This is a genomic window from Mesorhizobium sp. CA6 (genome assembly GCF_020165035.1).
Taxonomy (GTDB): Bacteria; Pseudomonadota; Alphaproteobacteria; order Rhizobiales; family Rhizobiaceae; genus Mesorhizobium.
On sequence record NZ_JAIUHI010000010.1, the window covers coordinates 149,177 to 162,524 of the forward strand.

The window sequence follows — 13,348 nt, forward strand, 5'->3', positions numbered from 1 at the left end:
ATGGGTCGGTTGGGTAAATCGATTGAACCTATGCTGCAACGCACTAAGATGGGCTGGGAGGAACGGTGAAAGCCGCTATGATCAGGCCAGTTGAACGAGAGGCAGCATGACATCCGCCATGACGATCGAAGTCCCTGTTCTCGACAATCCCGACCCCAAGACGCTCGCCGAAGAAGTCTTGATGTCGCTCAAATACCGGGTCGGCAAGGACACAACCGTCGCCACGCCCTATGACTGGCTGACCGCTTCGATCAAGGTGGTGCGCGACCGCATCGTCGATCAATGGATGCAGGCGACCAAGGAGGCTTACGACCAGCAGGAAAAGCGCGTCTATTACCTTTCGCTCGAATTCCTGATCGGGCGCCTGATGCGCGACGCCTTCTCCAATCTCGGCCTGATGGAGAACATGCGCGAGGCGCTGTCCTCGCTCGGCGTCGACCTCGACCTGATCGCGGGGCTCGAGCCGGACGCGGCACTCGGCAATGGCGGCCTCGGCCGTCTCGCCGCCTGCTTCATGGAAAGCATGGCGACCGTCGACATCCCCGCCCATGGCTACGGCATCCGCTACGCCAACGGCATGTTCCGCCAGGAAATCCACGGCGGCTGGCAGGTCGAGCTGCCGGAGACCTGGCTCGATCACGGCAATCCCTGGGAGTTCGAACGGCGCGAGCGTTCCTTCGAGGTCGGCTTCGGCGGCTCGGTGGAAGCGATCACCTCGAAGGATGGCCGGCTCGAACGCCACGTCTGGAAGCCGACCGAGCATGTGCTGGCCGTCGCCTATGACACGCCGGTGGCCGGCTGGCGCGCCAGGCGCGTCAACACGCTGAGACTCTGGTCCGGCATGCCGATCGACCCGATCCTGCTCGACAAGTTCAATGCGGGCGACCACATCGGCGCGCTGGCCGAGAGCAACAAGGCCGACGCGCTGTCGCGCGTGCTTTATCCTGCCGATTCCCACATGGCCGGCCAGGAGCTGAGGCTGCGGCAGGAATATTTCTTCTCCACCGCCTCGCTGCAGGACATCGTGCAGCGGCATTTGAGCCAGTATGGCGACCTGAAATCGCTGCCCGACAAGGCGGCGATCCACTTGAACGACACCCATCCCGCGGTCGCCGTGCCGGAGCTGATGCGGCTCCTGATGGACGTCCACGGCATGGACTTCGACCAGGCCTGGGACATCACCAAGCGCACCTTCGGCTACACCAACCACACGCTGTTGCCCGAGGCGCTTGAAAGCTGGCCGGTGCCGCTGTTCGAGCGTCTGCTGCCGCGCCACATGCAGATCGTCTACGCCATTAATGCGCAGGTGCTGCTCGAGGCCCGCGCCACCAACCAGTTCTCGGGTGATCAGATCGCCCGCATCTCGCTGATCCAGGAAAATGGCGACCGCCGCGTGCGCATGGGCAATCTGGCCTTTGTCGGCTCGCATTCGATCAACGGCGTCTCGGCGCTGCACACCGAGCTGATGAAGGAGACGGTGTTCGCCGATCTCCACAAGCTCTATCCCGATCGCATCAACAACAAGACCAACGGCATCACGCCCAGGCGCTGGCTGATCCAGTGCAATCCCGGCCTGACCTCGCTTGCCCGCGAGGCGATCGGCGACCGTTTCATGGACGACATCGAGGCGATCAAGGATCTCGATCCGCTCGCCGATGACGCGGCTTTCCGTGAGAAATTCGCCGGTGTGAAGCGGCAGAACAAGGCGCGGCTCGCCAATCTCGTCGCCGACCGGCTCGGCATCAGGATCGATCCGTCGGCGCTGTTCGACATCCAGGTCAAGCGCATCCACGAATACAAGCGCCAGCTGCTCAACATACTGGAAGCGATCGCGCTGTACGATCAGATCCGCTCGCATCCGGAACGGGACTGGATGCCGCGCGTCAAGATCTTCGGCGGCAAGGCGGCGCCCAGCTATCACAACGCCAAGCTGATCATCAAGCTGGCCAACGACGTCGCGAAGGTCATCAATGGCGATCCGTCGGTGCGCGGCCTGCTGAAGGTGGTGTTCGTGCCGAACTACAATGTCAGCCTGGCCGAGGTGCTGATGCCGGCCGCCGATCTCTCCGAGCAGATTTCGACCGCCGGCATGGAAGCTTCGGGCACCGGCAACATGAAGTTCGCGCTGAACGGCGCCTTGACCATCGGCACGCTCGACGGCGCCAATGTTGAGATCAAGGAACATGTCGGCGACGACAACATCTTCATCTTCGGCCTCACCACCGCCGAAGTCGCCGAGCGGCGCAACAATGGCTACAATCCGCGCGACGTGATCGAGACCTCGTCCGAGCTGTCGCAGGCGGTATCGGCCATTTCCTCCGGCGTCTTCTCACCCGACGATCCCGACCGCTATCGCGACCTGATGAACGGGCTCTACCAAAGCGACTGGTTCATGGTGGCGGCCGACTTCGATTCCTACGCCGCCTGCCAGCGCGAGGTCGACGCCGTGTGGCGCAACAGCCCCGACTGGTACGCGCGCGCCATCCGCAACGTCGCCCGCGTCGGCTGGTTCTCGTCCGATCGCACAATCCGCCAATATGCGAAAGACATCTGGAACGTGCCCGTCTGATATGATTGCATGAGCCACAAAGAATGTGGCCAGATGCATGTCGCCCAAAAGTGCGTAGCGGTTTTGGGACCACGACATGCACCAAGACAAAGAACGGCGCATGCCGGAGCGAGGCATGCGCCAGAACAAGGTGCCCGGGGAGGGCGACCGTTTGATGAGGAAGCCGCGCGCGACCGCTGCGACAAGCGGGCCGGACGGACTGGCGCCAGCCGGCGATGTCGCGGCGATTGTCGCCGGAACGCACGGCGATCCCTTCGCGGTCCTGGGCGTGCATGAAGCCGGCAAGGGCTTCATTGCCCGCTGTTTCGTGCCCAATGCCGAATTCGTCACCGCCTACACGCTGACCGGCAAGGAGGTCGGCGAGCTTTCCCGCAGCGACGATGCCGGCTTCTTCGAGGGCAAGGTCTCGATCCGCAAGCGCCAGCCGCTGCGCTATCACGCCAGGAATGCCGGCGGCGATTGGTGGCTGACTGATCCCTATTCCTTCGGCCCGGTGCTCGGTCCGATGGACGACTATTACATGGCCGAGGGTTCGCACTTACGGCTGTTCGACAAGCTCGGCGCCCACATCGTCGAACATGAGGGCGCCACCGGCGTGCATTTCGCCGTCTGGGCGCCCAATGCGCGGCGCGTCTCCGTGGTCGGTGCCTTCAACGAATGGGATGGTCGCCGGCACACGATGCGCGACCGTAAGGACACGGGCATCTGGGAATTGTTCATTCCCGATATCGGCGCGGGCAAGCCCTACAAGTTCGAGATCATCGGGCCCGACGGCGTGCGCCTGCCGCTGAAGGCCGACCCGTTCGCCTTCGAATCGGAATTGCGCCCGGCGACCGCCTCGGTGACGGCGCCGCCCATAGCGCATCAATGGGGCGATGAGGCGCATCGCAATTATTGGCAGAAAGCCGATCCCCGGCGCGAGGCGATCTCGATCTACGAGGTCCATGCCGGCTCCTGGCAGCGCCGCGACGACGGCACGTTCCTCTCCTGGGACGAGCTCGCCGCGCGGCTGATCCCCTACGTGGCCGACACTGGCTTCACCCATATCGAGTTCCTGCCGATATCGGAGCACCCCTATGACCCATCCTGGGGCTACCAGACCACCGGGCTTTATGCGCCGACAGCCCGCTTCGGCGACCCCGACGGCTTCGCCCGCTTCGTCGACGGCGCGCACCGCGCCGGCATCGGCGTCATCCTCGACTGGGTGCCGGCGCATTTCCCGGTCGACGAGCATGGCCTGGTCCATTTCGACGGCACCGCGCTCTACGAGCATGCCGATCCGCGCCAGGGCTTCCATCCCGACTGGAACACGGCCATCTACAATTTCGGCCGCCGCGAGGTAGTGTCGTTCCTCGTCAACAACGCGCTGTTCTGGGCCGAGAAATACCATGTCGACGGCTTGCGCGTCGACGCGGTCGCCTCGATGCTCTACCTCGATTATTCGCGCAAGGCCGGCGAGTGGATTCCCAACGAGAAGGGCGGGCGCGAGAACCTGCAGGCCGTCAGCTTCCTGCAGAAGATGAACAAGGAGGTCTACGGCCACCACCCCGGCGTGATGACGATCGCCGAGGAATCGACTTCATGGCCGAAAGTGTCGCGACCCGTGCATGAAGGTGGCCTCGGCTTCGGCTTCAAGTGGAACATGGGCTTCATGCACGACACGCTGGAGTATCTCTCCAAGGAGCCGATCTTCCGCAAGCACCATCACAACGACATCACCTTCGGCCTGGTCTACGCCTTCTCGGAAAATTTCGTGCTGCCGCTTTCCCATGACGAGGTCGTGCACGGCAAAGGCACGCTGCTCCACAAGATGGCAGGCGACGACTGGCAGAAGTTCGCCACGCTGCGCGCCTATTACGCCTTCATGTGGGGCTATCCCGGCAAGAAGCTCCTGTTCATGGGCCAGGAATTCGCCCAGCGCCGCGAGTGGAGCGAGGAACGCGCGCTAGACTGGGATCTGCTGGAATTCGCACCGCATCGCGGCGTCTGGCAGACGGTGCGCGACCTGAACTATCTCTACCGTTCGCGCCCGGCGCTGCATGGGCGCGACTGCGAGCCGGAGGGCTTCTCCTGGCTGATCGTCGACGACCGCGACAATTCGGTCTTCGCCTGGCTGCGCAGCGCGCCGGACGGCAATTCGATAGCTGTCATCTCCAATTTCACGCCGGTGCCGCGCGAGAACTATCGCGTGCCGCTGCCGAAGGCGGGAAAATGGCGCGAGATCATGAATACCGACGCCGAGGTCTATGGCGGCTCCGGCATGGGCAATAGCGGCATGGTCGAGGCAAGCGGGGAAGGAGGCGGCGTATCGGCGACGATGCTTTTGCCGCCGCTGTCGACGATCATGCTGGAATTCGTCACGGATTGAAGCAGATGATGTCTCATCCTGCTCTTGCAACAGTCCGGGCAGCTTGTTTGGGAGGGTAACAGAATGGCAGAGATCAGAAGAACCCAGCCGCTGGCACGCGATGCCATGGCCTATGTGTTGGCCGGCGGCCGCGGCAGCCGCCTCAGGGAGCTGACCGACCGGCGCGCCAAGCCGGCGGTCTATTTCGGCGGCAAGACGCGCATCATCGATTTCGCCCTCTCCAATGCGCTCAACTCCGGCATCCGCCGCCTCGGCGTCGCCACCCAGTACAAGGCGCACTCGCTGATCCGCCACCTGCAGCGCGGCTGGAACTTTCTGCGGCCCGAGCGAAACGAAAGCTTCGACATCCTGCCTGCATCGCAGCGCGTCTCGGAAACGCAGTGGTACGAAGGCACGGCCGACGCCGTCTACCAGAACATCGACATCATCGAGGCCTACGGCCCCGAATACATGGTCATCCTCGCCGGCGACCACATCTACAAGATGGATTACGAACTGATGCTGCGCCAGCATGTCGACGCCGGCGCCGACGTCACCGTCGGCTGCCTGGAAGTGCCGCGCATGGAGGCGACCGGCTTCGGCGTCATGCATGTCGACAAGAAGGACAACATCATCGCTTTCGTCGAAAAGCCGGCCGATCCGCCCGGCATTCCGGATAAGCCGGAATTCGCCCTGGCGTCGATGGGCATCTATGTCTTCAAGACCAAGTTCCTGATGGAGCAGCTGCGCCGCGACGCCGCCGAGCCCGGCTCCAGCCGGGACTTCGGCAAGGACATCATCCCTTACATCGTCCAGCACGGCAAGGCGATCGCCCACCGCTTCGCAAAATCCTGCGTGCGTTCCTCGCACGAGGCCGAACCCTATTGGCGCGACGTCGGAACGGTGGACGCCTATTGGGAAGCCAATATCGACCTCACCGATATCACGCCCGAGCTCGACCTCTACGACCGCGATTGGCCGATCTGGACCTATGCCGAGTTGAAGCCGCCGGCAAAGTTCGTGCATGACGAGGACGGCCGCCGCGGCGAGGCGATCTCCTCGCTTGTCTCCGGCGACTGCATCGTTTCCGGCGCCTCGCTGCGCCGCAGCCTGATCTTCACCGGCGCGCGCATCAATTCCTATTCCAAGCTCGAGGAAGTGGTGATGCTGCCCGACGTCCAGGTCGGCCGCAACGCGAGCCTCAAGCGCGTCGTCATCGATCACGGCGTCCACATCCCGGAAGGACTGGTTGTCGGCGAGGACCCGGCGCTCGACGCCAAGCGTTTTCGCGTATCGGAGAAGGGCATCTGCCTGATCACGCAGGACATGATCAACAAGCTCTCGACCACTTAGGGTCGGTCAACAAGTTGTCAGCCCGATAAGGTCGATCAGCAGACTGTCGGGTCTATCAGCGAGCTGACAGGGACGATCAGCAAGCTGACGACTGGATCAACAGGTTGTCACTTTGACCTGTCATCTTGAGATCGGAATGTGGAGCGCATGCAGGTTCTGTCGGTCACGCCCGAAATCTTCCCGCTGATCAAGACCGGCGGCCTTGCCGACGTCGCCGGCGCCTTGCCGATCGCGCTTGCCGGCAAGGGCGTGGCGATGCGCACCCTGGTTCCGGGCTATCCCGTGGTGATGGCGGCCTTCGCCAAGAAGAAGGCGGTCTACCAATATCCGCTGCTGCAGGGCGCCAAGGCTTCGATCCATGCCGCCAAGATCGGCGATCTCGATCTCTTCGTTTTGGACGCGCCGCATCTCTTCGATCGCCAGGGCGGCCCTTACGGCACCGCCTCCGGCGCCGACTGGCCGGACAACTGGCGCCGCTTCGCCGCGCTCAGCCAGGTCGGCGGCGACATTGCCGGTGGCGCGATCTCCGGTTACCAGCCCGACATCGTGCATGCCCATGACTGGCAGTCGGCGATGACGCTTGCCTATATGCGCTATGGCAAGGCAGTCGGCGTGCCGTCGCTGATCACCGTGCACAACCTCGCCTTCCAGGGTCAGTTCGGCGCCGGCATCTTCGGCGAGCTCGGCCTGCCGAGCGTGGCGATGCAGCTCGACGGCGTCGAATATTATGGCGGCGTCGGCTTTCTCAAGGCCGGCCTGCAAGCCGCCTGGGCCATCACCACGGTCAGCCCGACCTATGCGCAGGAAATCCGCTTGCCCGAATTCGGCATGGGTCTCGACGGGCTGATCAACATGCGCTCCACCGATCTCTACGGCATCGTCAACGGCATCGACGTCGACATCTGGAACCCGCAGACCGACAAGCATCTGGTCGCCAACTATTCGGCCGAGACGCTTGCGGCCCGCGGCAAGAACCGCAAGGCGGTCGAAGAGCGCTTCGGTCTGGAAGCGGATGGCAGCCCGATCGTCTGCGTCATCAGCCGGCTGACCTGGCAGAAGGGCATGGACATCCTGGCCGCGGTCGTCGACGGCATCGTCGCCGCCGGCGCGCGGCTGGCGATCCTCGGCTCAGGCGACGCCGGCCTCGAAGGCACGCTGCTTGCCGCCGCCGCCCGGCATCGCGGCCGCGTCGGCGTCGTCGTTGGTTACGACGAAGACCTTTCGCACATCATGCAGGGCGGTTGCGACGCCATCATCATTCCGTCCCGCTTCGAGCCCTGCGGCCTCACCCAGCTCTATGGCCTGCGCTATGGCTGCGTGCCGGTCGTCGCCAGGACAGGCGGTCTGGCCGACACCATCATCGACGCCAACGAGGCCGCCTTGTCGGCCGGCGTCGCCACCGGCTTCCAGTTCGCGCCCAACAATGGCGGCGCGATGCTCCACGCCATCCAGCGGCTGGTCGAGCAGCATGCGCGGCCCGCGACCTGGGCCTCGATCCAGCGCCAGGGCATGAAGGCCGATGTCTCCTGGGACAAGAGCGCCGAAAAATACGTCGAACTCTATCGCTTGCTGCTTTCAAAAAGGGCTGCCTGAGGCATGATCAAAACCGTCCCCACCAAACCCTATACCGACCAGAAGCCAGGCACCTCCGGCCTGCGGAAAAAGGTGCCGGTGTTCCAGCAGGAGCACTACGCCGAGAACTTCATCCAGTCGATCTTCGATGCGCTGGACGGTTTTCGGGGCAAGACGCTGGTGATCGGCGGCGACGGCCGCTTCTACAATCGCGAGGTCATCCAGAAGGCGATCGCCATCGCCGCCGGCAACGGCTTCGGCAAGGTGATGGTCGGGCAGGGCGGGATTCTGTCGACGCCGGCCGCCTCCAACATCATCCGCAAATACAAGACCTTCGGCGGCATCATCCTGTCGGCCAGCCACAATCCGGGCGGCCCGCACGAGGATTTCGGTATCAAGTACAATGCCGGCAATGGCGGCCCGGCGCCGGAAAAGATCACCGACGCGATCTTTGCCAAGTCGAAGCAGCTCAAGAGCTTCAAGATCGCCGATATCGGCGCCATCGACATCGACACCATCGGCACCGTCAAGGCCGGCGACATGACGGTCGAGATCTGCGACCCGGTTAAGGACTATGCCGAACTGATGGAAAGCCTGTTCGACTTCGACGCGCTGAGGAAGCTCTTCAAGTCGGGCTTCCGCATGCGCTTCGACGCCATGCATGCGGTAACCGGCCCCTATGCCAAGGAGATTCTCGAACGCCGGCTCGGCGCGCCGGACGGCACCTGCCGCAACTTCAAGCCGCTGCCCGATTTCGGCGGCCACCACCCGGACCCGAACCTGGTGCACGCAAAGCACCTCTATGACGAAATGATGGGGCCCGACGCGCCGGATTTCGGCGCGGCTTCCGACGGCGACGGCGACCGCAACCTGATCATCGGCAGAGGCATCTTCGTCACGCCGTCGGATTCGGTGGCGATGCTTGCGGCCAATGCCAAACTGGCGCCGGGCTACAAGGACGGCCTGAAAGGTATTGCCCGCTCGATGCCGACCAGCGGCGCCGCCGACCGCGTCGCCGAAAAGCTCGGCATCGGCATCTACGAGACGCCGACCGGCTGGAAGTTCTTCGGCAACCTGCTCGATGCCGGCATGGCGACCATCTGCGGCGAGGAAAGCGCCGGCACCGGCTCCAACCATGTGCGCGAGAAGGATGGGCTGTGGGCCGTGCTTCTGTGGCTCAACATCCTCGCTGCGCGCGGCGAGAGCTGCAAGGACATCGTAACCGGACACTGGGAGACCTACGGGCGCAACTATTATTCGCGCCACGACTATGAGGAGGTCGAGAGCGATCGCGCCAATGCGCTGGTCGACGAGCTACGCGCTAAGCTCGGCTCGCTGCCCGGCACGACCGTGCGCGGCCTGAAGATCGCCAAGGCCGACGATTTTGCCTATCGCGATCCAGTCGACGGCTCGGTGAGCGAGCATCAGGGCATCCGGGTCCTGTTCGAGGGCGGCTCGCGCGTCGTGCTTCGCCTCTCCGGCACCGGCACCTCGGGTGCGACGCTGCGCCTCTATATCGAGCGCTACGAGCCGGACAAGGCAAGGCACGACCTCGACACGCAGGAAGCGCTCGCCGATCTCATCGCCGCCGCCGACGACATCGCCGGCATCAAGAGCCACACCGGCCGCAACAAGCCGAGCGTGATTACTTGAGGGTGGGGGCGCGCGACTCCCCCTTCTCCCCTTGTGGGAGAAGGTGTCGCCGAAGGCGACGGATGAGGGGTGCTCCAGCTTGGCGCAAACCGGCGCTCGCATCGCCGGCGCCTCATTTCTTCCAACACCCCTCATCCGTCTCGGCGCTGCGCGCCGATCCACCTTCTCCCACAAGGGGAGAAGGGGAGGCGCTCGCATGACCCTCGGCGCCACCATCACCCCCGAAGGCATCCGCTTCGCCGCCTGGTCGTCATCCGCGAGACGCCTGTGGGTCTCGCTTTTCGACGACACCGGCGCGCTTGAAACCGACCGGCTGGAGCTCAACCCGGAAGGCGGGGGCGTGCACGCGCTCCTTGTCTCCGGCCTTGGCGACGGCGCGCGTTACGGCTTCCGCGCCGACGGCGACTATGCTCCGGAGCGCGGCCTGTGGTTCGATCCGAACAAGCTTCTCGCCGACCCCTATGCCGTCGAGGTCGATCGTCCATACCAATATCATTGGCGGCTTGCCGCCAAACGCAACGAAGGCGCCGACACCGCTCCGCTGATGCCGAAGGCGATCGCGCGTTCGCTGCCCAAACCGGTGCTGCCCCAGCCGCCGCTGTTCCGGCCTGGCGGGCTGATTTACGAGCTCAATGTCCGCTCCTTCACCAAGCTGCATCCGGACGTGCCGGAAACCCAGCGCGGCACCATCGCGGCGCTCGCCCATCCGGCTGTCGTCGAGCACCTGAAGCGTCTCGGTGTGTCGGCCGTCGAAATGATGCCGGTCACTGCGTCGATCGACGAACGGCATTTGCCGCCATTGGGGCTGAGCAACGCCTGGGGCTACAATCCCGTCACCTTCATGGCGCTCGATCCGCGCCTCGCGCCCGGCGGTCTCAAGGAACTGCGCGACACCGTCGCCGTGCTGCGCCAGGCCGGCATCGGCACCATTCTCGACCTCGTCTTCAACCACACCGGCGAAAGCGACCGGCTCGGGCCGACTTTGTCGCTGCGCGGACTGGATGCGATAGGCTACTACCGGCATCAGGCGGACGGCAGGCTGGTCAACGACACCGGCACCGGCAACACCGTCGCCTGCGACCATCCGGTTGTGCGCGAGATGGTGCTCGACACGCTGCGCCATTTCGTCAGCTTGGCCGGCGTCGACGGCTTCCGCTTCGATCTGGCGCCGGTGCTCGGCCGCGTCGACGGCGCCTTCGATCCGGAAGCGCCGCTGCTTCGGGCCATTGCCGGCGATCCCGTGCTCTGCGACCGCGTGCTGATCGCCGAGCCTTGGGATATCGGTCCGAGCGGCTACCAGCTCGGAAATTTCCGGCCGCCATATCTGGAATGGAACGATCGTTATCGCGATGATGTCAGGCGCTTCTGGCGCGGCGATGCCGACGCGGTAGGCGTCTTGGCCACAAGGCTTGCAGGTTCCTCCGATGTCTTCGGCAGGGAAGGCCAACCGGCGAGCCGTGCGGTCAATTTCATCGCCGCGCATGACGGCATGACGCTGGCCGACATCGTCGCCTATGAGCGCAAGCACAACGACGCCAACGGCGAGCACAATCACGACGGCCACAACGACAATTTGTCATGGAACAACGGCGCCGAGGGCGAGACGGACGACGCGGCGATTGCCAAGGCGCGCTTCGAGGACCAGCGCGCGCTGCTGGCGACACTTTTCGCCTCGCGCGGCACCATCATGCTGACCGCCGGCGACGAGTTCGGCCGCACGCAAAAAGGCAACAACAACGCCTATGCGCAGGACAATGCCATTACCTGGCTCGACTGGGCCGGCCGCGATCAGGCGTTGGAGCGATATGCCTCATCGCTCTCTGCGATGCGTCGTGCCTTTCCCGCGCTGTCGGACACGCATTTCCTGACCGGAAAGCCGGCTGATGCTCCGGCCATTCCGGATGTCGAGTGGCTGACGGAGACGGGCGCGCCGCTCGGCGAGACGGAGTGGAACGATCGCGATCGACATCGCCTTGTGATGATGCTCGGCGATAGCGGAGGCAGTCGCCTTGCCGTCATGGTCAATGGCGACCGCCGCCAATGCGTCTTCACCTTGCCGGTCCGGGACGGCTACGAGTGGGGCCCGGCGATCGAGGCGCAGCCGGTCGATCTTACGCGGCCGCTGCCCGGCCGCAGCGTCAATTTCATGATCGAGCGGCGTGCCGCTCAATCGCGCAACGGGAAGGGCTTGTGATGGCTGCCGAAAATTCCGGGCAAGGGAGCGAATGGTGGCGCGGCTGCGTCATCTATCAGGTCTATCCGCGCTCCTTCCAGGACACGACCGGCGACGGCAGCGGCGACCTCAAGGGCATCACCGCGCGGCTCGCCCATGTCGCGTCGTTCGGCGTCGATGCCGTCTGGCTCTCGCCCTTCTTCAAGTCGCCGATGGCCGACATGGGCTACGATGTATCCGACTATCGCGACGTCGATCCGATGTTCGGCACATTGGAAGATTTCGACGCGCTGGTCGCCGAGGCTCACCGGCTCGGCCTGAAACTCATTATCGACCAGGTGATCTCGCATTCTTCCGACAAGCATGAATGGTTCGTCGAGAGCCGCGCCAGCCGCGACAATGCCAAGGCGGACTGGTACGTCTGGGCTGACGCCAGGCCGGATGGCAGCGCGCCCAACAACTGGCAATCGCTGTTCGGCGGGCCGGCCTGGGAATGGGACGCCACCCGCCGGCAATACTACATGCACAATTTCCTCGCCGCTCAGCCGGATCTGAACTTCCACAATCCGGACGTTCAGGACGCGCTTTTGGACACCGTGCGCTTCTGGCTGGAGCGCGGCGTCGACGGCTTCCGGCTGGACACCGTCAACTACTATGTCCACGACCGCTGGCTGCGCGACAACCCGCCCTTGGCCGCGAGCGTCGCCGGCACCAATGGCGCCACCAGCACCTACGCCTTCCAGGAGCATCTTTTCGACAAGACGCGGCCCGAAAACCTCGACTTCTTGAAACGTTTCCGGGCGCTGCTCGACGAATATCCAGACCGCGCCGCGGTCGGCGAGGTGGGTGACGAGGAGCGCTCCTTGCAGACGCTCGCCGCCTACGTATCGGGCGGCGACAAATTGCAGATGTGCTACACCTTCGACTTGCTCAGTCCGCAATTTTCCGCCGCCCATGTGCGCGGCTGCGTGGAGGCGTTCGAGACGACTGCCCCGGACGGCTGGGTCTGCTGGGCCTTTTCCAACCATGACGTCGTGCGCCATGTCAGCCGCTGGACGCGGCAAGGCGAGAACCCGGACGCGGTGGCGAAGTTCTCGATCGCGCTGCTTGCCTGCCTGCGCGGCTCGATCTGCCTCTATCAGGGCGAGGAACTCGGCCTCGAAGAGGCGGAGCTAGCCTATGAGGATCTGCGCGATCCCGTCGGCATCCGCTTCTGGCCGGGCGTGAAGGGCAGGGACGGCTGCCGCACCCCGATGGTCTGGCAGGCGGAGGCGGACAATGCCGGCTTCTCCACGGCCAAGCCCTGGCTGCCGGTGCCGCAGGCGCATCGCGCCCGGGCGGTCGATGTCCAGAATGGCGAGGAGCGGTCGGTGCTTGCCGCCTATCGGTCGATCCTTGCCTTGCGCAAGAGCCATCCGGCACTGATCCAAGGCTCGATCCGCTTTCTCGAGGCCGAGGGCGATGTGCTTGCTTTCCTCCGTGAGCGCGACGGCGAAAGGCTGCTTTGCGTTTTCAATTTCTCGACCGAGGCAACAGGCTGGGCGCTGCCCACTGAGATCGGCGAGGCCGAGATAACGGCATTTGACGTTGACGCCGTCGGCGTTCTTACCGGTGTGGTCGAGGACAGCGTGCTGGCGCTGCCGCCTCTGGGCAGTTTCGTCGGCAAGATTGGCTGACGGCG

Annotated in this window: 7 protein-coding genes; all 7 read left to right on the forward strand. The window is 64.3% G+C overall.

Features of this window, described 5'->3' with window-relative positions; translation table 11 throughout:
• Positions 1 to 106 precede the first annotated feature (106 nt).
• The 7 genes from LB526_RS17070 (at position 107) to LB526_RS17100 (ending at position 13,343) form a co-directional block, all read left to right on the forward strand.
• A complete protein-coding gene (locus tag LB526_RS17070) occupies positions 107 to 2,569 on the forward strand; it encodes a glycogen/starch/alpha-glucan phosphorylase (protein WP_224628673.1) in 2,463 nt (820 codons plus the stop codon).
• A 154-nt stretch (positions 2,570 to 2,723) separates the two neighbouring features.
• A complete protein-coding gene (gene glgB / locus LB526_RS17075; protein WP_224628863.1) occupies positions 2,724 to 4,937 on the forward strand; it encodes a 1,4-alpha-glucan branching protein GlgB in 2,214 nt (737 codons plus the stop codon).
• Positions 4,938 to 5,000: 63 nt separating this feature from the next.
• Positions 5,001 to 6,269 carry a glucose-1-phosphate adenylyltransferase gene (gene glgC, locus LB526_RS17080; RefSeq protein WP_095766832.1) on the forward strand — a complete coding sequence of 423 codons (1,269 nt, stop codon included), beginning with the start codon at positions 5,001 to 5,003 and terminating at the stop codon, positions 6,267 to 6,269.
• 147 nt (positions 6,270 to 6,416) lie between these two features.
• Positions 6,417 to 7,862: a glycogen synthase GlgA gene (gene glgA, locus LB526_RS17085; protein WP_224628676.1), complete on the forward strand. Its 1,446-nt coding sequence runs from the start codon at positions 6,417 to 6,419 to the stop codon at positions 7,860 to 7,862.
• Between the two features lie 3 nt (positions 7,863 to 7,865).
• The gene (locus LB526_RS17090) at positions 7,866 to 9,494 is read left to right on the forward strand and encodes an alpha-D-glucose phosphate-specific phosphoglucomutase (protein ID WP_224628678.1); all 1,629 of its coding nucleotides are present in this window, start codon (positions 7,866 to 7,868) and stop codon (positions 9,492 to 9,494) included.
• A 196-nt stretch (positions 9,495 to 9,690) separates the two neighbouring features.
• Positions 9,691 to 11,688 carry a glycogen debranching protein GlgX gene (gene glgX / locus LB526_RS17095; protein WP_224628680.1) on the forward strand — a complete coding sequence of 666 codons (1,998 nt, stop codon included), beginning with the start codon at positions 9,691 to 9,693 and terminating at the stop codon, positions 11,686 to 11,688.
• Positions 11,688 to 13,343, forward strand: a complete 1,656-nt coding sequence (locus LB526_RS17100; RefSeq protein ID WP_224628682.1) for an alpha-glucosidase family protein — start codon at positions 11,688 to 11,690, stop codon at positions 13,341 to 13,343. The genes glgX and LB526_RS17100 overlap by 1 nt, the downstream gene beginning before the upstream one ends.
• Positions 13,344 to 13,348 lie beyond the last annotated feature (5 nt).